Origin of the sequence: Amycolatopsis sp. NPDC005232, from assembly GCF_040607795.1 — a bacterium.
Taxonomy (GTDB): domain Bacteria; phylum Actinomycetota; class Actinomycetes; order Mycobacteriales; family Pseudonocardiaceae; genus Amycolatopsis.
The window spans coordinates 43,168-68,866 of the sequence record NZ_JBEXHL010000040.1; the positions used below are offsets into that span (position 1 = coordinate 43,168).

Consider the following 25,699-nt stretch of genomic DNA (forward strand, 5'->3'; position numbering starts at 1 on the left):
GGGACGTGCGCAAACCCGCCGAGACGAGCGTCCCCGTGAGCCAGGCCGTCGCCGAGCGCTGGAGCCCCCGCGCCTTCGACGCGACCGCCGAGGTATCCCCGCAGGAACTGACCGCTTTGCTGGAGGCCGCGCGCTGGGCGCCGTCCTTCGGCAACACCCAGCCCGCGCGCTACCTCGTGGGCCGGCGCGGCGACCCCACGTTCGCCCGGATCCTGGCCGCGTTGAACACCGGCAACCAGGCGTGGGCGTTCCGCGCGGGTGTGCTGCTCGTCGGCGTGATGGTGACCACCAACGAGAAGGGCGAGGTCCCCTACGCCGAGTACGGCCTGGGCCTGGCGAGCGAGAACCTGGTGTTGCAGGCCGTGGAGCTCGGCCTGATCGCGCACCAGATGGCGGGCTTCTCCCCCGACGCGGTCCGCTCGTCGTTCGGATTGCCGGAGGTCGCCGTGCCGCGGGTGGCCATCGCGGTGGGCCACGCCGCCGAGGCCGCCGTGCTGGAGGACGAGCGGCGCATCGAGCGGGAGCTGAAGCCGCGGCAGCGGATTCCGCTGAGTGAGTTCGCGTTCAGTGGTGAATGGGGCACGCCCGCGCTGGGTGACGCGCGGCACGACTGATCGCATTCACTTCGCACCGCTAAGTAATGTCGCTCGATCAGGGAACCGCTGATCGGGGCACCGCATCGAAGCCCGCACACACTGGGTGGACATGAGGAGAAAACGACATGCGTAGTCGTGTGCTGGCGGTCCTGGGGGTCTCCGCGGCGGTGCTGGCGCTGGCCGGCTGTGCGGGTGAGACGGGCGGCACGCCTTCGGCCGCGTCCGGCGCCCCCGCGCCGAGCCAGAGCAGCAGCAGCGCGAGCGCTCCCGAGACGAGCAATTCCGCGTCGTCGGGCGGCACGGGGAACACGTCGTCGGCCGGCGGTTTCACTCAACAGGGCACCAAGCTGAAGCTGGGCGACAAGGCGATCGTGCCGTTCAAGTCGGAGGACAAGACGGGCTCGATCGGTGTCACGGTGAAGTCGATCGACAAGGGCACCGAGGCCGACCTCGCGCCGCTCGACCTGGGCGACAAGGCGAAGGGCATGACGCCGTACTACGTGCGCGTCACCGTCTCGAACGAGAGCGGCACGGACTTCTCCTACAGCTCGCTCGGGCTGATGAACGCCCTGCTCCCCGACGGTTCCGAAGCGCAGGGCGTGTCCGTGATCGGCACGTTCGACAAGTGCGACAGCGGCGACGCGGGCAAGGACTTCACCACGAAGGGCGCCACGTACGAAAGCTGCGTGCTCGCGGTGGCGCAGGCCGGCACGACGGTGACCGGCGCGTCGTACGACGAGGGCGACTACAGCGACCAGGCTCCGGGCACGGACTACGGCAGCAAGCCGATCACCTGGCAGAGCTGAACCGGGCTGACCTGAACCGGGCTGTCCTAAGTCCGTGCGAACGGGCCGTTCGCGCCACGGCGGGAACGGCCCGTGACCGCGGTCAGGAAGAGATCCCGCCGATGCGACGGAGGATCTTCGCGACGATCCCGGACACCACGAGCCAGAAGATCGCCGCGATGCCGTAGTTGACCAGCACCCTGAGTTTCGCGTCACTCGGGGTGAAGAGGTCCTTGAAGCCGATCGAGAGGAAGTCGGCCCAGCTTCGGACGAACGAGACGATTCCGTTGTCCGGATTGGCCTCGCCGACGGTGAAGATCACGTGCAGCACGAGGATCGCGGCGAAGATCAGCCCGACCCACCGCACGAGCGTGGCGACGAAGGAAAACGCCTGCTCACGGGTGCGCCGCCAGTCGATCTCGGCGCGCTTCGGCCGCGACTCGGTCTCCGTGTCGGGTGCCTCTTCGGCGTGCTCGCCCATGCTCGGCAGTCTGACACGTCACACCCCCGCCCGCTACCCGCTGGTAACACCCGGCGGGCACCGGAAGTAACAGTTCGATCGCGGAGGCGACTTCACAACGGCCGCGTTCCGTGGTTAAGGTGACCTCGTGGCGCGTGCTCTCCTGCTTCGCTGCCGCGACGGGGCCTGACCAGACCGGCTCCTCGTCGCGGGGCTTTGTGGTGCCGGTCGTAAGCACCCACCTCGTCAGGAGACGTCTTCACCCATGGCCACGAACGACCCCCGCACGAGCACTTCCCGCGTTCGCACGCCGTCGCGCCCGGCGCCCGCGGACCAGCCCCGCTGGAACCCGCAACGCGGCACGTCGATGCCCGTCCACCGCTACAAGCCCTGGTACGAGCTGATCGAGAACATCGAGCTGCCCGACCGCACCTGGCCCGAGAAGCGCATCGAGCGCGCGCCGCTGTGGTGCGCGGTGGACCTGCGTGACGGCAACCAGGCCCTGATCGACCCGATGTCGCCGGCGCGCAAGCGCAAGTTCTTCGACCTTCTCGTACGCATGGGTTACAAGGAGATCGAGGTCGGGTTCCCCGCCGCGTCGCAGACCGACTTCGACTTCGTCCGCGAGATCATCGACGAGGGCGCGATCCCGGACGACGTGAGCATCCAGGTGCTGACCCAGTGCCGTCCGGAGCTGATCGAGCGCACGTTCAAGTCGCTCGAGGGCGCGCCGCGCGCGATCGTGCACATCTACAACTCGACGTCGATCCTGCAGCGCCGCGTGGTGTTCCGTGAGGAGCGCGAGGGCATCAAGAAGATCGCGACGCAGGCCGCGGAGATGGTCGTCGAGCTGGCCGCGAAGCAGCCGGACACCGACTTCCGCTTCCAGTACTCGCCGGAGTCCTACACCGGCACGGAGCTGTCGTACGCGCTCGAAGTCTGCAACGCCGTCACCGAGATCTGGCAGCCGACGCCGGAGAAGCCGGTGATCCTGAACCTGCCGGCGACCGTCGAGATGGCGACGCCGAACGTCTACGCCGACTCGATCGAGTGGATGAGCCGCAACCTGGAGCGCCGCGACTCGGTGATCCTGTCGCTGCACCCGCACAACGACCGCGGCACCGGCATCGCCGCCGCCGAGCTGGGCTACCAGGCGGGCGCCGACCGCATCGAGGGCTGCCTGTTCGGCAACGGCGAGCGCACCGGCAACGTCGACCTCGTCGCGCTGGGCATGAACCTGTTCAGCCAGGGCATCGACCCGCAGATCGACTTCTCCGACATCGACGAGATCAAGCGCACCGTCGAGTACTGCAACCAGCTGCCCGTGGCCGAGCGCACGCCGTGGGGCGGTGACCTGGTGTTCACCGCGTTCTCCGGCAGCCACCAGGACGCGATCAACAAGGGTCTCGACGCGATGAAGGACGCCGCCGACAAGGCCGGCGTACCCGTGGACGAGTACCCGTGGGAGGTCCCGTACCTGCCGATCGACCCGAAGGACGTCGGCCGCACGTACGAGGCCGTGATCCGCGTGAACTCGCAGTCGGGCAAGGGCGGTGTCGCCTACATCATGAAGGCCGAGCACCAGCTCGACCTGCCGCGGCGCCTGCAGATCGAGTTCTCCAAGGTGGTCCAGGCCTACACCGACACGGAGGGCGGCGAGGTCGACCCGGCCACGATGTGGAACGCGTTCTCCAAGGAGTACCTGGAGTCGCGCACCCCGCTGGAGCTGGTGCGCCAGCGCGTGACCGACAACGGCGGCGGCGAGTACGACATCGAGGCCACGGTGACCGTCGAGGGCGACGAGCACGACATCACCGGCCGCGGCAACGGTCCCATCGCGGCATTCTTCGACGCCCTGTCGACCGTCGGCTTCGACCTGCGGCTCCTGGACTACAGCGAACACACCCTGACCCCGGGCGACGACTCGCGCGCCGCGTCGTACATCGAGTGCGCGATCTCCGACCGCGTGTTCTGGGGCGTGGGAATCGACCCGTCGATCGTGACGTCGTCGCTGCGCGCGGTGGTGAGCGCGGTCAACCGCGCGAACCGCTGATGTCGTTGCGGTGAAAGCGGAGAGGCTGGTCGCGCTGCTGTTCACGCTGCAGCGCCGCCGCAGCGCGACCGCCTCTGAGCTCGCCGCGGAGCTGGGCGTTTCGGAACGCACGATGCACCGCGATCTGGCGGCCTTGCGAGACGCCGGCGTTCCACTGTGGACGGAGCAGGGCCGGCACGGCGGCTTCCGTCTCGTCGACGGTTGGCGGGCGGGGCTCGACGGGCTGACCGCGCGGGAAGCCGTGGCGCTGTTCGCGTTGGGCGCGCCGGAAGCGTTGGCGGGGCTGGGGTTGGACACCGCCGGGAGTGCCGCGCGGGCGAAGGTTTCGGCGGGGATGCCCGCCGAGCTGCGGGAGCACGCGGCGCTGGTGGCCGGGCGGTTTCACCTCGATGCGCCGGGGTGGTTCGGTGGCGCCGACCAGCCGGCGGCGTTGAGCACGGTTTCGCGCGCGGTCTGGACGCAGCGGCGGCTCGCGATTTCCTATCAGCGCAAGGACAAAGTCGCCGACCGGGTGCTGGAGCCGTTGGGGCTCGTGTTGAAGGCGGGGGTCTGGTACCTGGTGGCGCGGGTCGAGAACGCCTACCGCACGTATCGCGTCTCCCGGATCCTTGACGCCGACGAGCTCGCCGAAGAGTTCGACCGCCCCACCGATTTCGACCTCCCGACCTGGTGGCGCACTTCTTCCGCGACCTTCGAGCAAGTCTCCCGCCCAGTGCGCGTCCGCGCCCGCCTGAACCGCCTCGCCATCCGCGAACTCCGCCGCGTCTTCGGCGGCGAACACCTCGCGGACACCGTCCTCTCCCTGGCCGAACCAGACTCCGACGGCTGGGCGCCGGCGGAACTCGCGCTTGAGGGCGGCGAGATCGCCCTCGGTCAACTGGTGGCCCTCAGCCCCGGCATCGAAGTCCTCGACCCACCGGACCTCCGCGCCGCCCTGGCCGACATCGGCACCGAACTCGCCGCCCGCAACGCTCCGCAATAACCGCCTTATCGACCGGTTTGCCCCCACCGGCCCGGAGACAGGCCACCGGCCCGGAGACAGGCCCCCGCCCTCCCAAGGGGGGCGCGCCCATGTCCATTCTATCGGCCACCCCCGACAAAACCCGGTGGTCGCGCCGTTGAAGGCCCAGCTGTCCACAACTCGACTCGCCTGTGGACAACCGCCACGCTCAGCGGTAGCCGCTCACGTCCGCCGGCTTGCCGGCGTCCGCCACCTCCACCAGGTAGCGCCACGCGTCCGGGCGGCTGCCGTCCACGTCGTCGATCGAGTAGGCCTGGGCGAGTTGGCCGCTGCTCACCGTTTGGCCCGACCAGCGAGCGCGGTCCGGGTCCGCGGCCAGCGCGACGATCGCCCGGCCGCCATAGGCCGGGGATTCCGAGATGGCGAAGTGCGGCACCTCGGCCACCGCGTCTCGCCACGTGGCTTCCGTGACGCCGTAGATCTCCAGCATGGCCTCGGAACGCAGGTAGCCCGGGGTGAACGCGACGGCCGTGCAGCCGAACGGCGCCAGCTCGGCCGCCTCGCCGATCGCCAGCGGGTGGGCCGAGGACTTCGCCAGGTAGAACGGCAGCGAGGTCCCCGCCCGATACCGCGCGTTGTACGACGCGGTGCCGTCCGTCAGCTCCACCACCAGCCCACCCGGGCGGTCGATCATCAGCGGCAGCAGGTAGTGGCTGGTGATGAGGTGTGCGTCGATCGCCAGGCGGATCATGCGCAGGCCCGCGTCCAGCGAGTGTTCCCAGACGGGCTTGCCCCATTCCAGGTGGCGGTCGCCGCCCCAGAGGCCGTTGACGAGGATGTCCAGGTGGTCCAGCCGAGAGGCCAGAGCCGCGACCTCGGAGGGCACCAGGTGGTCGACGCGGATGGCCTCGCCGTGGCCACCCGCCTCCTCGATCAGAGAGACCGTCTCCTCGATCGTCTCCGGACGGTCCACTTCGGACCGCTCAGACCCCGAAGTACGGCCGGTCACGTAAACGAAGGCTCCCGCCCGCCCCAGCTCTACGGCGATCGCTCGGCTGGCACCGCGCGTGCCACCCGCGACGAGGGCGATCTTTCCCAAAAGGTTCATACGGACCACGGTCCCGGTTAACCATGACACCCGCTGTCATGGTTGACCCAAGCTGTGTACCGCCTGTGCCTTTCTGTGAGTACTCGGTGAACGGGACTCATCCGCCCGCGCACAGCGGTTAATGGGAGTGTGAACGCAACGACGGCAGGGCTCGTGGTGCTGTTCGTCGTCTCGCTGGTGCCCCTGCTGCCCACCGAGGTGACGATCCTCGGCATGGGCATCGCGGCCGCGCAAGGCGGGACGTCGCTGGCCGTGGTGATCGCCGTCGCCACCGCCGGGTGCCTGGTGGGCGACCAGGCCCTCTACGCACTGGGCCGCTTCGGCGGCGCGCGCGTGCTGATGCGTCTCAGCCGGCGCCGCAAGATGGCCGCCGGACTGGCCTGGCTCGACGGCCGCCTCCAACGCCACCCGCGCCCGATCCTGGTCGTCGCACGCTGGCTGCCCTCGGGCGGCACGGTCGGCGCGCTGCTGGCCGGCTCGCTGCGCTGGCCGATGGGCGAGTTCTTCAGCGCGTCGGCGATCGGCATCACGCTGTGGACGTCGTACGTCGCCTTCCTCGGTTACGCCGGCGGCGAGCTCATCGACGAGCCGGTGGTCAGCATGCTGCTCTCCTTCGGCGTCGCGACGTTGCTGGGCGTGGCGATCACGTTCGGCGTCCGCCGCGGCGCCCGGAGCTAACCCGTCAACGCCGCCACTTCCTCGCGCAGCTGGGCGATCACCGTCGCCACCGCCGGCCGCGACAACGCACCCCGCCGGCACACCACCTCGACCAGCCGCGCAGCGCGGATCCCCGCCAGCGGACGCCCGACCAGACCACTGCCCCGGCGCGTGTCCATCGTGTAGCGCGGCAGCAGCGCGATGCCGTGCCCCGCCGCGACGAGCCGCTCGGTGATGCGGAAATCGTTGATGCGCTGGACGATCTGCGGCCGCACCCCCGTCCGCACGGTCAGCGACCGCAGCACGTCGTCCACCGGAAATCCGTGGTCCACGGAGATCCAGCGTTCGTCGGCGAGGTCCGCGAGATCCACCCGGCGCCGCCGCGCCAACACGTGCCCCGCGGGCAACGCGACGTCCAGTGGCTCCCGCAGCAGCGGTACCACCTCGAGCCGGTCGGAGGTGAACTCGCCGGCGTGCTCGTCCCGGTGCGTCACGACCACGTCGTAGTCCGCGACCAGTCCCGGCACGTCCGAAGGCGTCATGTCGACGTCGCGGACGTCCACCTCCAGACCGTCGAACGCCGCGACGCGCGTCAGCAGCCCCGGCAGCAGCATCAGCCCCGCCGACTGGAAAATCGCGATCCGCACCCGCCCGCGCGGCGCACTTCGGTACGTGTCGAGCTCGGATTCCGCCCGATCCAGCGCGGCGAGCACCTCGTCGGCGCGCCCGACGAGCGCCCGGCCGGCGTCGGTGAGCCGCAGACCGCGGCCGTCCGGCTCGGTCAGCGGCAGGCCGACCTCCGTCTGAAGCGCGCGCAGCTGCTGCGACACCGCCGAAGGGGTGCAGTGCAGCGCCCTCGCCGCGGCCGTCACGCTGCCGCGGTCCGCGAACTCGCGCAATGTCCGGAGTCTTCCCAGGTCCACCATGTCCACCTTTACCGATCCGACCAAAAGCAGGCGGGTACCCAACCGGACGTCACGTGTCTGGCAACCATTCCCGCCGTGACTGTGGTCGGGTCGGTAAACAACAACACTATTTGAAGGAGGGCTACATAGTCAGTGCAGTTTTTCTCGCTGGTCCTTCACGATCCGCGCCTGCACAGTGGAGGACATGCCCGCACGTGACCGTCTCCTCGCTGTGCTCGTCGCGGTGCTGTGGGGCTGCAACTTCCTCGCCATCCACGCCGCGCTGGGCCAGTTCCCGCCGATGTTCGCCGGCGCACTGCGGTTTGTGCTGATCGCGATCCCGACGATCCTGTTCGTGCCGTGGCCCAAGGTGAAGCTGCGCTACCTGCTCGGCTACGGCCTCGGGTTCGGCACCGGCCAGTTCGCGTTCCTGTTCGTCGCCATGGACCTCGGTATGCCGACGGGCTTGGCCTCGCTGGTGCTGCAGGCGTCCGCGCCGTTCACCGTGCTGCTCGGCGCCGTGCTCCTGCGCGAACGCGTGTCCGCCCGCCAGCTCACCGGCATCCTGCTGGCCGTCGCCGGCATGACGGCGATCGCGTGGCAGCAGTCCTCGCACGCCGCGCTGCTGCCGGTGATCCTGACGCTGCTGGCCGCGCTGAGCTGGGCGTTCGGCAACCTCGCGGTGCGCCGCGCGACGCCCGACAACCCGGTGCACCTCATGCTGTGGATGTCCGTGGTGCCGCCGCTGCCGATGCTGGCGCTGTCGTTCGTCTTCGAAGGCCCGACGGCCGGCTGGCACTCGCTCACGACGCTCGGCACCACCACCGGCCTGATCGGCGTCGCGGGCATGGCCTACGTGATCGTGTTCGGCACCGTCGTGGGCTCCGGCATCTGGACGACACTCATGAAGCACCACCCCGCCGGCGTCGTCGCGCCGTTCTCGCTGCTCGTGCCGGTGGTCGGGCTCACGGCGTCGTACTTCGTGCTCGACGAGGTGCCGACCGTGCTCGAGATCGTCGCCGCGGCCGTGGTCATCGGCGGGGTGCTGCTGGGGAGTCTTCGCCGCAAGCCCGTGGAGCTGCCCGACGAAGATCTGCTACCCGCCGGGGCCTGAGGCCGGCGGGGCGAGGCGGGCGTCGAGCTGGCTCCACGCGGCGAGCGCCACCAGCCCGGCCAGCCCGAACACCGCGGGCAGCCCGATTCCGGACGCCGCCGCCCCGGCCAAGGGTGACGCCGCGGTCTGCCCGACGCCGAGGCCGACGAACGACCAGGTGACCCCGCGAGCCGGACGCGTGGGGAACAGGCGGGCGGCCCACAGGATGCACAGCCCGGTCAGGGCCATGTACGTGCTGCCGAACAGTGCGCTGGACACCAGCGCGCCAGGCAGGCCAGGTCGTGGCAGAGCGAGCAGCGCGAGGCCGGCCGCCGCCAGCGTCCACGTGACGAGGTTGGCGGTCCGCAGCCCGACGCGCTCGGCGGCCGGCCCGGCCAGTCCGCCGAGCAGCCCGGCCACGCCGATCGTGAACCAGCACCAGGTCGCCGCGGCCGGGCTCAGGCCCGTCGCGGTGAGCCGGGAGCTGGAGAACGTCCAGTACGGCGCGCTCGTCGCTCCGATGAGGACGGAGTTGACCACGAGCGGCGTCAGGCCGTGGACCGGCGTGGACTTCGCCGGAAGCTCGGCGGACGCGGGCGGGCGCGGCAACGTCCGCCAGGCGAGCACCGTCATCGCCGCGGCGAGCACGGCGAAGCCGGCCCAGATCGAAGACCAGCCGAACGCCAGCAGCGGCGTGAACGCCGACGCGGCCAGCCCGAGCCCGGTCCCGGTGTTGGCCCAGGTCTGCGCCCGGACCCGGTGGCGCACTCCGACGGTTTCCCCGATCAGCTGCGCGACGCCGGGCGAGACCAGGCCCGCGCTCCCGCCCGCGAGGACGATCCCGGCGCCGAACACGGCCACGTTCGGCGCGGCGGCCATGAACCCGAGCCCCACTGCCGCCAACGCGCCGGCAAGCAGCACGGTGGCGCGCGCGGATCGCGTGGCCGTGCGCAGGGACAGCAGCAGCCCGACGCCGTAGCCCGCGGTGGACAGTCCGCCGAGCACGCCGACGCCGACGTTCGTGAGCCCGAACGTCTCGCCGAACCGGGGCACGAACAGCCCGTAGGCGTAGCGCGCGAATCCGTAGCAGAGCGCGATCACGCCGGCGCCGACCGCGGCGGTGGACCACCACCGCGCGGTTGTCTCCTCGCTGATCCCGACCACGCTTGCAACCAAACAGACAGGTCTGTCTGTTGTCAACCGATGCTATTATTTGGACTGGTCAGAATAAGACCGAACAGTCTGGAGGAGTTGTGAGCCGGACCCGGCCCGGCGACGCGGGAGCCAAGGTGCTCAAGGCCGCGTCGACGTTGTTCTACCGCGACGGCATCCACGCCGTGGGCGTCGACACCGTGGCGGCCGAGGCGGGCGTGACGAAGGCCGCGCTCTACGGCAACTTCGGTTCGAAGAGCCGGCTCGTCGTCGCCTACCTGCGCGAGCGGGACCGGCAGTGGCAGGAGGAGATCGACCGGATCACGGCCGGGCACACCGATCCGGCCGACCGGGTCCTGGCGGTGTTCGACGCCTACGAAGCCTGGCTCTCCCGCGACGGCTACCGCGGCTGCGGCTTCCTCAACGCCACCTCGGAGTTCCCCGATCCGGCCGACCCGGTGCGCGAAGTCGTCCGCCACCACAAGACCGCGCTGCACGGCTACCTGCTGACGCAGCTCCGCCGCATCAGGCCCGAGCCCGCCGAAACCGTGGCCGACGAGCTGATGCTGTTGCTGGAAGGCGCCGCGGTCACGTCGGTCGTCACCCAGGCCTCGCGGCCGTTCCACACGGCGAAGCGGCTCGCGTCGACGCTGATCTCCCCGCCGGCGAACTAGGCGACCGCGTCGTCCTTCTGCTCCGCCTGCACCTCGTGGTTGCGCGACATGCGCTTCTTCAGCACCAGCGTCACGACCACGCCGATCACCAGCGCCGCGCCGAGGCCGGCCCACTGGAAGCCCTTGAGCCACTTGTCCGCGACCACGCCGAGGTAGTAGATCAACGCGGTGGTGCCGCAGGCCCAGACGATGCCGCCGAGCGCGTTGGCGATGAGGAAGCGCGGGTAGTGCATGTTCAGCGAACCCGCGAGCGGGCCGGCGAGGATGCGCAGCACGGCGACGAAGCGGCCGAAGAACACGGCCCACATACCGCGTTTGTGGAACATCCGTTCGGCGTTCGCGATGTGTTGCGGACCGAAGTGTTTGGGGAACTTCCGGCCGGCCCAGTCGAAGAGACGTTTCCCGCCCTTGCGGCCGATCAGGTACCCGATGCTGTCGCCGATGATGGCACCCGCGCTGGCCAGGATGCCGATCCACAGCGGGTTGAGGCCACTGTGCGACGAGGCGAGCAGCGCCGCGCTCACGAGCACGATCTCGCCGGGCAGCGGAATCCCGAGGCTCTCGACCATCACGACGAGCCCCACGAGGAGGTAGACCGACAGCGGAGGGATCGCCTCCAGCACGTGGTCGATGTTCACTGCGCCTACCCCCTGCGGCTTGCCGGTTTTGTGCCTGCTCTCCGCAGACTACCGGGGGCCCTGGTGCGCAGGCGTCACCCTTCAGTCGGGGGCCGGGTCCGACTTGAGTAAGGGTTTTCCGGACATACTGTACTTTTCGGACTCCAATCCGACCACAGTCACGGCGGGAATGGTTACCACTCACGGTTACGTCCGGTTGCGTGCCCGCCTACTTTTGGTCGGATTGGCACCGGGCGAAGCTCTCGCTTCGAGGTGCCTGCGCTCGGGCAAGCTCAACGTCCGCCGGGCCGCCGCGGCGTAGAACTCCCGGGCGGCTTCGAGATCACCCGCGAGCTCCAGCAGGTGCGCGCGGACGACGTCGACACGGTAGTGGTCCGGCGGTTCGGCGGCGTCGAGCTCGGCCAGCGCGACGGTCGGGCCTTCGACCATCGCGAGCGCCACGAGCCGGTTGAGCGTCACCATCGGTCCCGGCGCGACCTGGCGCAGCAGGTCGTAGAGCAGCAGGATCTGGGGCCAGTCGGTGTCCTCGGCCGAAACCGCCTCGCCGTGGACGGCGGCGATCGCGGCCTGCAGCTGGTACGGACCGACCGGCGCGGTCGCGAGCGCGTGGGTGATCAGCGCCGTGCCCTCGGCGATGGCGTAGGCGTCCCACCGCGAACGGTCCTGCTCCGCGAGGGGGACCATCGTGCCGCCGGGCCCCAGGCGAGCGGCCCGGCGCGCGCCGGTGAGCAGCATCAACGCGAGCAAGCCGGTCACCTCACCATCGTCCGGGAGCTCGGCGTGCAGCTGCCGTGTGAGCCGGATGGCCTCGGCCGTGAGCTCCACGCGGTCGACGGCCGAGCCCGCGCTGGCCGTGTGCCCCTCCGTGAACACCAGGTACAGCACCTGCAGCACGGCGGCGACGCGAGCGGGCCGCTCGTCCGCCGGCGGCAGGCTGAACAACGTGCCCTTCACCTTCTGCTTCGCGCGGCTGATGCGCTGGCCGATCGTCGGCTCCGGCACGAGGAACGCCCGCGCGATCTCGGCCGTCGTCAGGCCGCCGACCGCGCGCAACGTCAGCGCGACCTGCGAAGGCCGCGTCAACGCCGGGTGGCAGCAAAGCAGCAGCAACGTGAGCGTGTCGTCCACGGCGGGCGCTGGATCCGGGTCGGGTGGCGCCAGCGCGGCCACCGTCTCCTCACGCCGTTGCCGGGCGGAATCACTGCGCCACAGCTCGATCCGCCGCCGTGAAGCCGTGGTGATGAGCCACGCCTTGGGGTTGTCCGGCACGCCGTCGCGCGGCCACTGCACCGCGGCGGCGAGGAGGGCCTCCTGCACGGCGTCCTCGCACGTGTCGAACCCGCCGTAGCGGCGCACGAGCGCGGTGAGGACCTGCGGCGCCAGCTCGCGCAGGAGGCCCTCGATCACAGGTCCGCCAGGTCGAAGTCCACGTCGCCGGTCAGGCCCATCACGGGCCGGACCTCGATCGTCGCGTACGGCGCCTCCGGGATCCGCGCCGCGATCTCCAGCGCGCGCTCCTCGGAGTCGCATTCCAGCAGGTAGAAGCCGGCGAGCTGCTCCTTGATCTCCGCGAACGGGCCGTCGGTGGTGCTCACCTCGTCGTCGCGCACGATGACCTGCTTCGTGAGCTCGGGCGCGGCCAGCCGTTCGGACACGATGCGCTCGCCGGAGCCATCGAGGTCGTCGTTGAACTCGACGTACGCGCGCAGGCCCGCGGCCTTCTGCTCGTCACTCATCCCCGCCCACGCCGCGCGCGAAGCCGGGTTGCCGTAGATCAGGACCAAGTACTTCATCGGGTGCCTCCTCGAAATCGTCTTCACCCGGATGTCGAAGCCACGCCGACGGCTTCGACGTCCCCCGTGAAACCCGAAGAACCCAAGGAGAGCACAAAATGTCCGAGAACGAGATCCGCGACCTGCTGGCCGAGCGCACCGCCGCCATGTACGCCAAGGACCCCGCGCGCCTGGTGGCGGGCTACGCCGAGGGTGCCGTGAAGTTCGACCTGGCGCCGCCGCTGCGCACCACCGGCGCGTCCGCGGAATTCCTCACGAAGTGGTTCGGCACGTTCGACAGCCCGGTGACCTACGAGTACACCGAGGTCGAAGTGACCGAGTCCGGCGACCTGGCCCTCACCACGGCGCTGGCGAAGATGTCGGCCGTGCCGGCGGGGATGAGCGAACCGTTCACGCTGTGGTTCCGCTCGACGCTGGCCTTCCGTCGCGTCGACGGCGCGTGGCGGATCGTGCACGAGCACAGCTCGACGCCGTTCCACATGGACGGTTCGTTCCGGGCGGCCATCGATCTGCAGCCGTAAACGCGGTGAAGGGCACCTCGAGGAGATCGAGGTGCCCTTCACGCCCGGCGATTACAGGATTTCGGTGACCGAGCCGATGTCCGGCGCCGCGTCCGGGTTGAGCACCCCGGTGAGCTCCACCAGTTCGGGCTCCACGTCGTGCGGCTGGATGCGGCCGTCGCGGATTTCCTCGGCGTAGTGGCAGGCCACGCGGTGCCCGGCGCCGATCTCGCGCAGCTGCGGCCGGTCGGTGTCGCACAGGCTCGGCTGCCGCCACGGGCAGCGTGTGTGGAAACGGCAGCCGGTCGGCGGGTTCGCCGGCGAAGGCAGGTCGCCCGCGAGCAGGATCTGCTCGCGGGTGTCCTCCACGAGCGGGTCCGGCACGGGAATCGCCGAAAGCAGCGCTCGCGTGTACGGGTGCAGCGGGTTCTCGTACAGCTCCGCCGAGGTGGTCTCCTCCACCAGCGCGCCCAGGTACATCACGCCGATGCGGTCGGAGATGTGCCGGACGACCGCGAGGTCGTGGGCGATCACCACATACGTCAGGCCCAGCTCGTTCTGCAGGTCCTCCAGCAGGTTCACGACCTGCGCCTGCACCGACACGTCGAGCGCGGAAACCGGCTCGTCGGCCACGATCAGGTCCGGCTCCACGGCCAGCGCCCGCGCGATGCCGATGCGCTGGCGCTGCCCGCCCGAGAACTCGTGCGGGTACTTGCGCAGCGCCGTCTCGGGCAGGCCGACCGCGCCCAGCAGCTCACGCAGCCGCTGGTCCGTGGCCGCCTTGTCCTTGGCCAGCCCGTGCGCGCGCATGCCTTCGAGCAGGATGGACTCCACCGGCTGCCGAGGGTCCAAACTGGACATCGGGTCCTGGAAGATCATCTGCATACGTCGGCGCGCCTTGCGCAGCTTCTCGCCCTTGAGCTGGGCGACGTCCGTGCCGTCGAACACGACCTTGCCGGCCGTCGGCTCGTTGAGCCGCAAGATCGCGCGGCCCAAAGTGGACTTGCCGCAGCCGGACTCGCCGACCAGCCCGTAGGTCTCGCCGCGGCGGATCGACAGGTCGACCCCGTCCACCGCGTACACGTGCCCGACGGTGCGGTCGACCACGATGCCGCGCTTGATCGGGAAGTGCACCTTGAGGTCGGTGACCTCCAGCAGGACGTCGTCCTGCGGCTCGTCGAGCACGTCGGTCATCGGATCCCTCCTGCGGTGGCCACGGCGGGCTTCACCGGGTTGTGGCAGCGCAGCAGGCCGTTGCGATCGGGCACGAGCTGCGGCGAACGCTCCTGGCAGACCTCCAGCGCGTGGGGGCAGCGCGGCGCGAAAGCGCACCCGCCGTCCCACGGGATGTTGTCGGACACGGAGCCGGGGATCGGCACGAGCTTCTCGCCCCGGCCCACGTCGAGGCGCGGGATCGAGGCCAGCAGCCCGTGGGTGTACGGGTGCCTCGGCTCGGCGAACAGCGCGTGGCGCTCGGCGCGCTCCACGATTTTGCCGCCGTAGAGCACGTTGACCTCGTCGCAGAGGCCGGCGACGACACCGAGGTCGTGCGTGATCATGATCAGCGCGGTGCCGGTGTCCTGCACGAGTTCCCGCAGCAGCGCGAGGATCTGCGCCTGAATGGTCACGTCGAGCGCGGTCGTCGGCTCGTCGGCGATGAGCAGCCGCGGCCGGCACGCGAGCGCGATCGCGATGAGCGCGCGCTGGCGCATCCCGCCCGAAAGCTGGTGCGGGTACTCGGAAAGCCGCCGCGTCGGGTCGGGGATGCCGACCTTGTCGAGCAGGTCCGCCGCCTCGACTTTCGCCTTGCTGCGCGACATCCCGCGGTGGCGTTCGAGCACCTCGGTGATCTGCAGCCCGATCGGGATCACGGGGTTGAGCGAGGACAGCGGGTCCTGGAACACCATGCCCAGGTCGCGCCCACGCCGGTCGCGCATGTCGCGGTCGGAGATCTTCAGCAGGTCGGTGCCCTCGAACGACACCGAACCGCTGACCTTGTTGCCGCGCCTGGCCAGCAACCGCATGATCGCCAGCGACGTCACGGACTTGCCGCAGCCGGACTCGCCTACGAGCCCCACCGTCTGGCCGGGTTCGACGTCGAAGCTGACGCCGTCGACCGCGGTGAACGGCTTCTCACCGCGGCGCTGGAACACGACCGTGAGGTCGCGGACTTCGAGGAGTGCCATGGGTTACCGCCGGTTCTTCGGGTCGAGGGCTTCACGCAGGGACTCGCCGAGCAGCGTGAACCCGAGCGCCACCACGATGATCGCGATTGCCGGGTAGTACGCGAGCTCCGGGCGGATGTCGAGGAACTGGCGCGAGGCGTTGCCCAGCATCAGCCCCCACTCCGCACGCGTCGGGTCCGGGTCGCCCAGACCGAGGAACGACAGCGCCGCGGCCTCCAGGATCGCAGTGGCCAGCGTGAGCGTGGCCTGCACGATCACGGGGCCCAACGAGTTGGGCAGCATGTGGCGGAAGACGATCGTGCCGCGTTTGACGCCGAGCGACGTCGCGGCCAGCACGTGGTCGGCTTCCCGTTGCGCCAGCATGGAACCGCGCAGCAGCCGCGCGAAGATCGGCACGCCGATGATCGACACGGCCAGGATCACCGTCCACTGGCTCGGCTTCGCGAACAGCGCCGCGATCGAGATCGCCAGCAGCAGCGACGGGAACGACAGCAGCACGTCGACCAGTCGCATGAGGACGGTGTCGACCCAGCCGCCGAACGCACCCGCGAGACCGCCGATGAGCACCCCGATCAGCACTCCGATCACGGTGGCGAGCACGCCGACGATCAGCGTCTGCTGCGCACCGACGAGGAGCCGGGACAGGAAGTCGCGGCCGAAGTCGTCGACACCGAGCGGGAAGCCCGGGCTCGGGCCGGGGATGATGCCCTTGCCGAGCTCGACCTGGTCCTGCAGGTAACGGATCTGCGGGTCCTTCGGCGCGAGCAGCGGCGCGAAGATGGCCAGCAGCAGGAACAGCAGCGTGATCACGCCACCGGTGATGGCGACGGGGCTGCGGAGCATGCGCCGGAACGCTTCGGCCCCGAGGCTCCGCCCACTCGCCGACGCCTTGGCGAGCTTGTCGATCGGCTCTTTCTTCTTGGCAAGCAAAGTGTTCATCGCACACGCACCCTCGGGTCGATGATCCCGTACGAGATGTCGACCAGCATGTTCACCAGCACGTACACCAGAGCCCCGAACAGCAGCAGCGCCTGCAGCCGGGGGTAGTCACGCCGTTCGATGCCCTCGGCCAGCAGGAAGCCGAGGCCGCGGAAGTTGAAGACCCGCTCGGTCAGCACCGCGCCGCCGAGCAGCGCACCGGTCTGCAGGCCGATGGTCGTGACCACCGGCAGCAATGCGTTGCGCAGCACGTGGCGGCGCCGGATCACCGACTGCGTCAGGCCTTTGGAGTTGGCCGTGCGGAGGAAGTCTTCGTTGAACACGTCGAGCACCGACGCGCGCGTGATGCGGGTGATCACCGCGAGCGGGATGGTCGCCAGCGCGAACGCCGGCAGGATCAGGTGCTTGATCGCGTCCCAGACGGCGTCCCACTCGCTCGTCATGATGCCGTCGAGGATGGCGAAGTTGGTGATGCTCGTGGCGTCGATGCCGGGAGCCTGCCGGCCCTGCGACGGCAGCCCGAGCGGCGCGGCCAGCAGGTCCTGCATCGCGTAGCCGAGGAAGAACACCGGCACCGCGACGCCGACCAGCGTCAGCACGATGATGATGTTGTCGGGGACGCCACCGCGGAAGCGGGCGGCGATGTAACCGAAGGGCACGCCGAGGACGATCGCGATGATCATCGCGGAAAGCCCGAGCTCGATGGTCGCGGGGAGGAACGTGCCGATCTCGCCCATCACCGGCTGGGCCGAGACGAGCGAGTTGCCGAAGTCCCCGGTGAGGGCGCGGCCGAGGAACTTGAAGTACTGCAGGATGATCGGCTGGTCCAGGCCGAGCACGTGGTTGAGGCTGGCGATCTTCTCCGGCGTCGCCTTGTCACCAAGGAGCGCGGCCGCAGGGCCGCCTGGCAGGGAACGCAACCACGCGAAGACCAGGATGGACAGGATGAGGAGCGTCGGAATCGCTTGTAGCACCCGACGCACTAGGAAACGGAGCACTTGTAGTCCTTTGTGTACAGCCCGGGAACGTGGGCAAAGGGGGCAGGCGCGGTAGCGCCTACCCCCCAGCCCGGCTGCTCAGCGGAGCACGTCAGCCGATCGTGACGTTGTTGAAGCGTTCGTCGGTGAGCGGGCTGGCCACCACACCCTTGATCTTGGGTCCGACCACGATCGCCGGCGTCGGGTAGGCGATCGGGATGGCGGGCAGGTAGTCCATGATCATCTTGTTCACGTTCTGGTACGCCTTGGCGTGCGCGTCACCGGCCGGCGAACCGTCCGCCTGCGCGAGGGCGTTGAACAGCTCGGGGTTGTTGAACCCGAACTCCTTCTTCTCGCGGCCGAAGAACGTGCCCACGAAGTTGCCGGCGTCGTTGTAGTCACCGGTCCAGCCGAGCAGGTGCAGGTCCTGCTTGCCGAACTTCTGCACGTCGTCCTTGTAACCGCCGTTCCACGGCTCGGCCACCGGCTGGATGGTGATGCCGATGTTCTTCAGGTCCTCGGAGATCGAGGTGAACGTGTCGGCCGGGTTCGGCATGTAGGGCCGGGTGACCTCGGTCGGGTAGTAGAACTTCAGCGTCAGGTTGCTGGCGCCAGCCTCGGCGAGCAGCTGCTTGGCCTTCGCCGGGTCGTACGGGTACTTGGTGACGTCGTCGGTGTAGCCCGAGATGGCCTTCGGCACGAACTCGGTGGCGACCTCGGAACCCTCGGCCAGCTTCGACTTCACGAACTGCTCGCGGTTGATGCCGTAGGCCAGCGCCTGGCGCACGCGCGGGTCCTTGAGCTTCGGGTTGCCGGACTGGTTGATACCCAGGTACAGCACGTTGAACGACGGGCGGATGAGGACCTGCTCACCCTCGTTCCGCAGCAACCCGTAGTCCTGAGGGGCCGGGAAGTCGTAGCCCTGGATGTCGCCGGCCTTCAGGGCCTGCTTGCGGGCGTTCTCGTCGGGGATGACCTTGAAGACGAGCTTGTCGAGCTTCGCCGGCTCGGTGCTGGAGTCGTTGCGCACCAGCGTGATCTCGCCCTTGCCCTGGTCCCAGCTGTCGAACTTGAACGGGCCGGTGCCGGTCACGTGCTTGTAGGCGTAGTCGCTGTAGGTGAAGGAGTCACCGGACTGCGTGACCTTGTCCGCGTCGTACTGCTTCAGCGCGGTCGGGCTCTGCATCGCGAACGAGGGCAGCGTGAACGCGGCGGGGAACGCACCCTTGGCCTTGTTCAGGTTGATGACCGCGGTCGACGGGTCCTTCGCCTCGCAGCTCTTGTAGACGGGGTCGCCGCTCGCGTCGCCTTCGTTGTGGGCGAAGCCCTCGAAGACGTCGCCGTAGTAGATCATCTGGCTCTGGGCGGCGGCGCCCTTCATGTTGTACCAGCGGTCGAAGTTGTAGCAGACCGCGCTGGCGTCGAAGGCGGTGCCGTCGCTGAACTTCACGCCCTGTTTGAGGGTGAAGGTCCAGGTCTTGCCGTCGTTGCTCGGCTCCCACTTCGTGGCGAGCGAGGGCTCCAGCTCGGCGGTGCCCTGCTTGTTCTGGATCAGCGTGTCCAGCATCTGCCGGGTGATCCGGAACGTCTCGCCGTCGTCGTTGAACGCCGGGTCGAACATCTTCGGGTTGCCGGTGTCGCCGAAGACCATCGTGCCGCCGGTGCCACCACCTCCGGCCTCGTCGCGCTTCGACTCCGCGCACGCGGTGAGCGAGACCGCGAGCACCCCGGCGAACCCGATCAGGGCCGCACGACGTGTTCGGGTCAGGCGCAATTGCTGCATCTGGCACCCCTTGGGAGATGTTCGGTCAAGAACCGTCCGGTCGGTCAGGAACAACTCGGACGATCGGTGTGGTCGCCGACACTAGCGGGAACTCGGCTTGCACTTAAGCACGTGAGGTTACGATCGCGCTACGTAAGGGCCAAACTCACCGCAATGTGTCGAGAATTGTGTACGCAACGTGACGAATTTTGTCGCATTGGTACGTAGAGTGGCACTATGGCCACTCTAATGGCCTAGTACTGAAGGCGGTTTTCGGGTCGTTTCGGACGCGCGGTGACGATCAAGGCAGTCTGGTTTGTGCCGATTCGGGTGTGCCGTCGACGGCGAACCAACCTTGTTCGAACAACTGCCAGCGACGCAGGTGGGCGCGCGACGCTTCACCGTCACGGGCCACGGCGCGTTCCAGCCGTTCCGCCGCAGTGCCGCCCTCGATCCAGCACAGGTGCGACAACCTCGGACGCATCGAACGGCGGCCACTCGACACGCCCTCCAGCACCAGAACCCCAGGCACCCCAACGGTCACGAGTTCACCCGGCCGTGGTTCCCCGGAGGTCCAGTCCACCCGCCGGTACTCGCCGGCGCGCCCGGCTGAAAGCGGCTCCAGCACGCCACGCTCGAGCTGTGGCCACCACGCCACGGGGTTGTCCCAGGTCGCGAACGCGTCGGTGCTGACGAGCGCGGCCCGCGACCCCAGCTCGGCAACCACGGCCTCGGCGAGCGTCGACTTGCCGGCCCCGGAAGGCCCGTCGATCGCGAGCACACGAACGCCGCCCAGCCGAGGCGGGGCGGCGAACAGTGCGGAGATCAGCGAACGCGTGCGGCGCTCACTTCGGGCAGGCCCTTCACGTCGTCGGGCGTGGCTGTCTTGACCTCCAGCGCCGCGATGCGGGCTTCGAGCTCCCGCTTGGTGTCCTCGAGCTCGCAGCGCAGCAGCGCCGTCTCCTCGACAGAGGTCCGGACCTCTTCCTCCAGGTGCCCGACCTCGGTGGACAGGTGCAGCGCGACGAGAGCCAGGACGACGCCGGCCAGGAGGAACACGAAGTTCGACGGGGTCTGGACCCCTGTGATCTTCGCCAGGAACTCGGCAGCCTGAGGGATCACCGCCAGCACCACGACACCCACGGCGACCACGAGCCACACGCCCGCGTACTTCTCCCGAAGCTTCCGGCGCCGCATCATCTCGAGGACGACGAACAGCACCAGGCACGCGACGACGATGCTCAGTACGCGCCAGCCGGCCATGAATTCCCCTTACGCTGCGTCGGACGAATCGACGGACGGACGGCGGCGGACGAGCGCCAGCAGCAGCGCGAGCCCGGCGCGGGAGAGGTACACAGCCGATTTCACCGGCGAGTGGCTGGGCGTGCCGGCGACACGCTCACGCATCACGACCGGCACCTCGGCGATCGTGAGCTTGCCCCGGATCGCCATCACGAGCGATTCGACGGTGTCGCCGAGGTACTCGGCCGGGTAGTAGTTCGCGAACATCCGGATCGCGCGCGGCCCCATGGCCTTGAAGCCCGACGTGACGTCGGTGATCTTCCGCCCGGCCAGGCGCGAGAAGACGAGCGAGAGCGCGACCATCGCGTACTTGCGCGGGCCGACGGCGCGGTAGGCGCCCTTGCCGGCGAAGCGCGAGCCGATCGCGATGTCGGCGCCCTCGTCGAGAGCCGCGAGCAGTGCGCCGACCTCTTCGGGGTCGTGCTGGCCGTCGGCGTCCACCTGCACCACGACGTCGTAGCCACGTGCGGCGGCGTAGCGGAAGCCGGTGCGCATCGCGCCGCCGACGCCGAGGTTCACGGCGAGGCGGGCGACTTCGGCACCCGCGGCACGCGCGAGCTGCGCCGTGGTGTCCACCGAGCCGTCGTCGACGACGAGGATGTCCATCCCCGGCAGGGACGACTTGACCTGGCTGATGACGGAGCCGACGCTGGCCTGCTCGTTGAGGGCGGGCATCACGATCAGAACACGTCGGGTGCTCACGGAGGTGGTGGACACGGAGATCACTCTAACTTCTCACTGACCGTGAGGGGCGGCGGACCCGGGAGAGGCACCCGCGGCGACGACGCCCTGCTGGCCTTCGATCTGGTAGATCGTGGCCCCGTCGTTGCGGAACACCTCGTGGAAGTCCGGACCGGCGACGATGTCGGCGACCCCGACGGACTGCTCGGCGTCGGGCGTCGCCTTGCCCTTGCCCACGATGACGTAGCGCACGTGCAGGTCGGTGAGGTCCTTGCGCACCTGCGGGTACTTGTCGATGTCGTCCAGCCACACGGACAGGTAACCGGCCTCGGTGTCCGGCTCGGCGCCGTAGAAGGTCCACTCCACCGGGGTGACCCCGGCCAGGGCGTACATCCACACGGAACCGTCGGCCTTGTCGTTCATCACGCGCTCGCCCGGCGCGGTGTGCTCGCCCAGCCACTGGTAGGCGGCTTCCTCGGCCTTCGAGACGGTGGGACCGTCGCTGTAGTTGATCTCCAGGCGGGCGGTGTTGCGTCCGATGTAGCCACCGCGGCTCAGGCCGCCCACGACGAAGGCGATGAGGACCGCGCCGATCAGGCCGAGCGTGGCCGGCTGCAGTTTCACGCGCGAGCCGACCTTGCGGGCGAACCAGCCCGAAACCGTGTGGGTGAACTCGCCGAACGCGACGCTGCCCGCGAGCGGCACGAGGGCCGCGATGCGCCAGTGGTCGTTGTAGAAGATGCCGGTGATGGTGTGGATCAGGGGCGTCTCGAGCGAGACGGTGGCCGCGAACAGGCCACCGAACACGACGTACGCGCCGACCATCCACATCATCCGGCGGTGACGCACCATCAGGAAGATGCCGATGATGGCGGGGATGCCGATCCACCACTGCGGGAAGGCGGCCATCGGGGAGAACGTGATGGTCTCGCCCAGACCGCCGCTCACCGTGGCTTCCGAGGCCCATGTGGCGCTGGTCACACCGCCGGCGTTGTAGAGCGAAGGCAGCACGAGCGGCACGCCCAGCACCGCGGCGAGCACCACGGTCGCGATGAGCGACGGGCCGGACCGGCGCCAGTCGATCTTCTCCCAGCGGAACAGCACCGCGAGCAGGATGAGGATGAAGTAGACGGCGATCACGAACACGATGCTCGTGTGCAGCCCCGTGAGCCCGGCCACACCGACGCCGATCGCGACGGGACCGGCGATGCCCATCGGCTTGAGCAGCAGCTTGGCGATGGCCAGCATCGCGGGGATCATCGCGACGCCTGCCACGTACGGCCACAACGGACCGCGCCACAGCGAGTCGTACGGGAAAGCGGTGAACCACGTCGTCACGGCCGCGGCGGCCGCGATGCCCAGCGGCGGCATGTTCCAGGCCCGGCACATGGCGGCGACGCCGAGCGGCACGCTGAGGATCACGGCGAGCACCGCGAGGTTCAGCGTGGGCATCATCGTGAGCCCGGCCTTGTCGAACACAAGGGCGAGCAGCGCGTGGTAGGTGTCGGGGTAGAAGTAGTCGGTCTGGTTGGGCAGGTTGGCGATCGTGCCCACAGTGGACGGCCGCGCGTCGCCGTGCTCGGCGATCCAGCGCACCAGGTTCGCGTGGAACGGCGCGTCCCAGCCCTGCTGCACGCGGTCGATGCCGTTGCTGCCGCGCAGGAACGTGACCGTGCCGACGGCCATGCCGACGAACACGCCGAGCCCGATCAGCACGTGGTCGCGCACCGAGCGCGCCGGCTTCTCCTCGGCCTCGCGCTCCGGGTGGCGGCGCGCGGTGAAGCGGCGGACGCCGAAGCCGATCGCGAAGCCGACGAGGGCGAGCACCACCGTCCACAGTGCCACGTCGAGCAGGTTCCAGCGGATGCCGAGGTCACCCAGCACCGGCACGCCGAGCGCGACGATGCCGAACGTCAGCAGCGGCCCCGCCGCGGCGAGCGTCCAGCCGCGCAGCCCGATGGCCGTGCCGAACACCAGCCCCGGCACCCAGAAGGCGAGCAAGATCAGTACTACGTTCATCGGATTCGCTGTCCAACCCTTACCGGCTCTTCACACCGACTTCGCCGTCGGCCTGAGCTCGCCTGCACAGTACTCAGACGCCCGGGGTGCCCTGCACGTTGCCCGGTCGCCGCAAAACGAACGCCGCCGCGACCACGAGACCCACGGTCGGCCCGACGGCCAGCCCGACCACGGCCCGCAGAATCGTGTCACCCGGCAGCAACAGGAGCACCAACGCCGTCGAAACGGCGACCACGGCCCAGGTGACGAGCACCTTGTTCGCCTGCGTCCTGGCGACGAGGACCGCGGTCATCAACTGCAACGCGGTGAGCAGCACGGCGCCCCAGACCATGCCCGCGATCCACCACCCCTGCGCACCCTGGAACTGCGACCGGAACAGCAACTGGACCACCCAAGGGCCGATCAGCCACCCGATCACCGCGCCGAGGACACCCACTCCGATCGCGCCGAGCGCGCCGAGCGCGATCAAGCGGCGGAGCCGTTGCATGCCGTCGGTGGTGCCGGAGAGGCGGACCACCGTCGGCACGGCGAGCGCCTGCAGCGGGGACAGCAGCAGGAGCGGTACCCGGGACACCTGCAGCGCGGCGAACAGCACGCCCACCTTCACGGCGTCGCCGCCGGGCGCCAGCAGGTTGACCAGCGCCGGGTAACCGGTGATCACGCTGGCTGTGAGGCCCGCGCTGAGCAGGAGCAGGAGGATTCGAGAGGTGACGGGCCGCCAGCCCTCGCCGTCGGTCTCCAGGTCCACCAGCCGCCGCGCCGGGCGCACGAAAAGCAGCCAGGCGAACGATCCGGCGGCCGCGGCGATCGCGAAGGTCGTGATGCCGGAGATCCCGGCGAGCACGACGAGCCCCATGAGCACCGCGCGAACCGCGGCCTCGGCGACCACGAGACGCGAGTAGTGCTTGATGGAGTTACCGCCGACCAGCAGGCCACGGGTGGCGAACTGGCACGCGAAGGCAATGCCGCCGAACAACGTGATGACGCCCAGCTCGACGTGGCCGCCGTAGAGGCGGTCTTTGAGCACCGGCACCGCCAGCGTCGCCGCGGCGACCACCGCCACCGCGACCATGCCGACCGCGAGCGCCCGCAGGGCGGACCTGCCCACGCGCGCCCCTTCGACCGAGGCGACCGCGGACTGGCGGGAAAGTTCCTGCTCCAGCGGCGACAGCGCGCCGCCGAGTCCCATCAGGATGCCCCAGAACGACGCGAAGACCGCGTTGTTGACCGGGCCCAGAAAGATGGTGGCAGCGAAGGTGAAGATGTAGCCCAGCGCGATGGCGACCAGCAGAGAGATGCCGATCTTCCCCGCCGACCTTCCGGTTTCCTTCGCCAGTTCGCGCTGTCCCTCGTCGGTCACCGGCGTACTCGGAGTGCTCACCGGGAGGACCGGCCGCGGCGGGAGCGCAGGGCCAGGACCAGACCGCGGACGGCACCGGCGCCGAAGCCGGCGCCGAAGACCGGGGCGAGCAGCGCGACGGCGCGCGCTTCGGACTTCGTCGCGCCGAAGCGAGTCACAGCCGCGCCCGCGGCGGCGGAACCGGCGGCGGCCAGCGCGACGGCTGTCTTCGGGCGGCGCGCGGCCAGCCCCAGGCCGAGGAGCCCGACGGCGAAGGCGGCGAACAGGCCGTTGCGGGCCGGGCCGGGCGAGGCGAGGTAGGAGTCCACGAACGTGGTGCCGCGGAAGTACGACTGCGCGGTGAACTTCTTGAAGGAGTCGCGCCCGTGGTAGGTCGCGGAGAAGTCCGGCGCGAGGAAGATGCGGTTGCGCTCGGCGATCCAGCGGAGCACGCCGGTGTCGTCGCTCGCGAAGCGGGAATCGTCGAACAGCGATTCGAATGCGGCGCTCGCGTTCTCCAGAACTTCGCGCGGGGCGGAAAAGAATCCCGTGCCCTTGGGGAACACGTCGAATTCGTCGATCCCGAACGACATCAGTCGCGGATTCGCGCAGTAGCGCCGCCACGGAATCTTCACCATGCCGGCGAGGAAGCCCGCGTAGGGATTGTGGTCGGAGTCGACGTTGATGTGGCCGTTCCAGACCGTGCGCTCGGGGTGCGCCACGAGCTGGTCGCGCAGGAACACGAGTGAGGTCTCGTCGACGATCACGCGGCTGTCGACCAGCAGGACCTGCTGGCCCGAAGCCTTGGCGAGCCCCGCTCGACGGGCTTCGAAGCGCCCGCTGTTGGGCTGCGCCAGCACGGTGATGCCGTGGCGCCGCTGGAGTGCGGCCAGCTTCTCCGGGGTTCCGTCGGTGCTTCCGTCGTCGACCACGACGATCTCCGCCGGCCAGCCCGCGGCCTCGGCGGCCGTGACCAGCGCGCCGACGCTGCGTTCGATCCAGTCCTGCTCGTTGTAGACCGGAATCACGACGCTGAGCGAGGGGAGGAGCGGGTTCGCACTCACCGGGCCGAGGCTACCCTGTGCCCCGGGGCCGGACGTGCCCAGTATCCTTCGGGGC

26 protein-coding genes are annotated in these 25,699 nt (G+C 69.5%); 8 read left to right on the top strand and 18 right to left on the bottom strand.

Annotated features, from left to right (window positions below; translation table 11 throughout):
• The first annotated feature begins 5 nt into the window (after positions 1-5).
• Both ABZU76_RS43895 and ABZU76_RS43900 read left to right on the top strand, forming a co-directional pair.
• Positions 6-614, top strand: coding sequence for a nitroreductase family protein (locus ABZU76_RS43895; protein ID WP_354881993.1), 609 nt, complete (start codon positions 6-8; stop codon positions 612-614).
• 107 nt (positions 615-721) lie between these two features.
• The gene (locus ABZU76_RS43900; RefSeq protein ID WP_354881996.1) at positions 722-1,402 is read left to right on the top strand and encodes a hypothetical protein; all 681 of its coding nucleotides are present in this window, start codon (positions 722-724) and stop codon (positions 1,400-1,402) included.
• An 82-nt stretch (positions 1,403-1,484) separates the two neighbouring features.
• On the opposite strand, the gene ABZU76_RS43905 is transcribed toward ABZU76_RS43900, so the two are convergent.
• Positions 1,485-1,862, bottom strand: coding sequence for a hypothetical protein (locus tag ABZU76_RS43905; RefSeq protein ID WP_354881998.1), 378 nt, complete (start codon positions 1,860-1,862; stop codon positions 1,485-1,487).
• Between the two features lie 244 nt (positions 1,863-2,106).
• On the opposite strand from ABZU76_RS43905, the gene leuA reads away from it, so the two are divergent.
• Both leuA and ABZU76_RS43915 read left to right on the top strand, forming a co-directional pair.
• Positions 2,107-3,894, top strand: a complete 1,788-nt coding sequence (gene leuA, locus ABZU76_RS43910; RefSeq protein WP_220244912.1) for a 2-isopropylmalate synthase — start codon at positions 2,107-2,109, stop codon at positions 3,892-3,894.
• Between the two features lie 10 nt (positions 3,895-3,904).
• The gene (locus ABZU76_RS43915) at positions 3,905-4,876 is read left to right on the top strand and encodes a YafY family protein (RefSeq protein WP_354882001.1); all 972 of its coding nucleotides are present in this window, start codon (positions 3,905-3,907) and stop codon (positions 4,874-4,876) included.
• 187 nt (positions 4,877-5,063) lie between these two features.
• Here the strand turns inward: ABZU76_RS43915 and ABZU76_RS43920 are convergent, their stop codons facing one another.
• A complete protein-coding gene (locus ABZU76_RS43920; RefSeq protein WP_354882004.1) occupies positions 5,064-5,963 on the bottom strand; it encodes an SDR family oxidoreductase in 900 nt (299 codons plus the stop codon).
• Between the two features lie 129 nt (positions 5,964-6,092).
• On the opposite strand from ABZU76_RS43920, the gene ABZU76_RS43925 reads away from it, so the two are divergent.
• Positions 6,093-6,641: a DedA family protein gene (locus ABZU76_RS43925; RefSeq protein ID WP_354882007.1), complete on the top strand. Its 549-nt coding sequence runs from the start codon at positions 6,093-6,095 to the stop codon at positions 6,639-6,641.
• On the opposite strand, the gene ABZU76_RS43930 is transcribed toward ABZU76_RS43925, so the two are convergent.
• Positions 6,638-7,543: a LysR family transcriptional regulator gene (locus tag ABZU76_RS43930; RefSeq protein WP_354882010.1), complete on the bottom strand. Its 906-nt coding sequence runs from the start codon at positions 7,541-7,543 to the stop codon at positions 6,638-6,640. The genes ABZU76_RS43925 and ABZU76_RS43930 overlap by 4 nt on opposite strands.
• Before the next feature lie 187 nt (positions 7,544-7,730).
• Between ABZU76_RS43930 and ABZU76_RS43935 the strand changes: the two genes are divergently transcribed.
• The gene (locus ABZU76_RS43935) at positions 7,731-8,639 is read left to right on the top strand and encodes an EamA family transporter (RefSeq protein ID WP_354882013.1); all 909 of its coding nucleotides are present in this window, start codon (positions 7,731-7,733) and stop codon (positions 8,637-8,639) included.
• Here the strand turns inward: ABZU76_RS43935 and ABZU76_RS43940 are convergent.
• On the bottom strand, positions 8,622-9,782 hold the full coding sequence (locus tag ABZU76_RS43940; RefSeq protein WP_354882016.1) for an MFS transporter: 1,161 nt from the start codon (positions 9,780-9,782) through the stop codon (positions 8,622-8,624). The genes ABZU76_RS43935 and ABZU76_RS43940 overlap by 18 nt on opposite strands.
• Positions 9,783-9,871: 89 nt before the next feature.
• Between ABZU76_RS43940 and ABZU76_RS43945 the strand changes: the two genes are divergently transcribed.
• Positions 9,872-10,444, top strand: coding sequence for a TetR/AcrR family transcriptional regulator (locus ABZU76_RS43945; RefSeq protein ID WP_354882019.1), 573 nt, complete (start codon positions 9,872-9,874; stop codon positions 10,442-10,444).
• Here the strand turns inward: ABZU76_RS43945 and ABZU76_RS43950 are convergent.
• The 3 genes from ABZU76_RS43950 to ABZU76_RS43960 all read right to left on the bottom strand — a co-directional run bounded on the left by ABZU76_RS43950 (position 10,441) and on the right by ABZU76_RS43960 (position 12,875).
• A complete protein-coding gene (locus tag ABZU76_RS43950; protein ID WP_354882022.1) occupies positions 10,441-11,082 on the bottom strand; it encodes a DedA family protein in 642 nt (213 codons plus the stop codon). The two genes, ABZU76_RS43945 and ABZU76_RS43950, sit on opposite strands and share 4 nt — an antisense overlap.
• Before the next feature lie 186 nt (positions 11,083-11,268).
• Complete coding sequence (locus ABZU76_RS43955; RefSeq protein WP_354882024.1) at positions 11,269-12,489, bottom strand: DUF6596 domain-containing protein; 1,221 nt, start codon at positions 12,487-12,489, stop codon at positions 11,269-11,271.
• Positions 12,486-12,875: a YciI family protein gene (locus tag ABZU76_RS43960; RefSeq protein ID WP_354882027.1), complete on the bottom strand. Its 390-nt coding sequence runs from the start codon at positions 12,873-12,875 to the stop codon at positions 12,486-12,488. The genes ABZU76_RS43955 and ABZU76_RS43960 overlap by 4 nt, the downstream gene beginning before the upstream one ends.
• Positions 12,876-12,973: 98 nt before the next feature.
• Here ABZU76_RS43960 and ABZU76_RS43965 point away from each other — a divergent pair, with 98 nt between their 5' ends.
• Positions 12,974-13,396 carry a nuclear transport factor 2 family protein gene (locus tag ABZU76_RS43965; protein ID WP_354882030.1) on the top strand — a complete coding sequence of 141 codons (423 nt, stop codon included), beginning with the start codon at positions 12,974-12,976 and terminating at the stop codon, positions 13,394-13,396.
• A gap of 51 nt (positions 13,397-13,447) precedes the next feature.
• Here ABZU76_RS43965 and ABZU76_RS43970 read toward each other — a convergent pair whose 3' ends face one another.
• The 11 genes from ABZU76_RS43970 to ABZU76_RS44020 all read right to left on the bottom strand — a co-directional run bounded on the left by ABZU76_RS43970 (position 13,448) and on the right by ABZU76_RS44020 (position 25,644).
• On the bottom strand, positions 13,448-14,569 hold the full coding sequence (locus tag ABZU76_RS43970) for an ABC transporter ATP-binding protein (protein ID WP_354882033.1): 1,122 nt from the start codon (positions 14,567-14,569) through the stop codon (positions 13,448-13,450).
• Positions 14,566-15,561, bottom strand: coding sequence for an ABC transporter ATP-binding protein (locus tag ABZU76_RS43975; protein WP_220244923.1), 996 nt, complete (start codon positions 15,559-15,561; stop codon positions 14,566-14,568). Before ABZU76_RS43975 ends, ABZU76_RS43970 begins: the two co-directional genes overlap by 4 nt.
• A gap of 3 nt (positions 15,562-15,564) precedes the next feature.
• Positions 15,565-16,500 carry an ABC transporter permease gene (locus tag ABZU76_RS43980; RefSeq protein WP_354882036.1) on the bottom strand — a complete coding sequence of 312 codons (936 nt, stop codon included), beginning with the start codon at positions 16,498-16,500 and terminating at the stop codon, positions 15,565-15,567.
• Positions 16,497-17,498 carry an ABC transporter permease gene (locus ABZU76_RS43985; protein WP_354882039.1) on the bottom strand — a complete coding sequence of 334 codons (1,002 nt, stop codon included), beginning with the start codon at positions 17,496-17,498 and terminating at the stop codon, positions 16,497-16,499. Before ABZU76_RS43985 ends, ABZU76_RS43980 begins: the two co-directional genes overlap by 4 nt.
• Positions 17,499-17,589: 91 nt before the next feature.
• Positions 17,590-19,260 (bottom strand): ABC transporter substrate-binding protein, encoded by a 1,671-nt coding sequence (locus ABZU76_RS43990; RefSeq protein WP_220244926.1) that lies wholly within the window; start codon positions 19,258-19,260, stop codon positions 17,590-17,592.
• A gap of 280 nt (positions 19,261-19,540) precedes the next feature.
• The gene (locus tag ABZU76_RS43995) at positions 19,541-20,020 is read right to left on the bottom strand and encodes a uridine kinase (protein WP_354882042.1); all 480 of its coding nucleotides are present in this window, start codon (positions 20,018-20,020) and stop codon (positions 19,541-19,543) included.
• Positions 20,021-20,064: 44 nt separating this feature from the next.
• Positions 20,065-20,502 carry a DUF2304 domain-containing protein gene (locus ABZU76_RS44000; protein WP_354882045.1) on the bottom strand — a complete coding sequence of 146 codons (438 nt, stop codon included), beginning with the start codon at positions 20,500-20,502 and terminating at the stop codon, positions 20,065-20,067.
• A gap of 9 nt (positions 20,503-20,511) precedes the next feature.
• A complete protein-coding gene (locus ABZU76_RS44005) occupies positions 20,512-21,258 on the bottom strand; it encodes a glycosyltransferase family 2 protein (protein WP_354882047.1) in 747 nt (248 codons plus the stop codon).
• A gap of 18 nt (positions 21,259-21,276) precedes the next feature.
• The gene (locus ABZU76_RS44010; protein ID WP_354882050.1) at positions 21,277-23,241 is read right to left on the bottom strand and encodes a DUF6541 family protein; all 1,965 of its coding nucleotides are present in this window, start codon (positions 23,239-23,241) and stop codon (positions 21,277-21,279) included.
• Positions 23,242-23,314: 73 nt separating this feature from the next.
• The gene (locus tag ABZU76_RS44015) at positions 23,315-24,622 is read right to left on the bottom strand and encodes a hypothetical protein (RefSeq protein ID WP_354882053.1); all 1,308 of its coding nucleotides are present in this window, start codon (positions 24,620-24,622) and stop codon (positions 23,315-23,317) included.
• Complete coding sequence (locus ABZU76_RS44020; RefSeq protein WP_354882056.1) at positions 24,619-25,644, bottom strand: glycosyltransferase family 2 protein; 1,026 nt, start codon at positions 25,642-25,644, stop codon at positions 24,619-24,621. Before ABZU76_RS44020 ends, ABZU76_RS44015 begins: the two co-directional genes overlap by 4 nt.
• Positions 25,645-25,699: the final 55 nt, after the last annotated feature.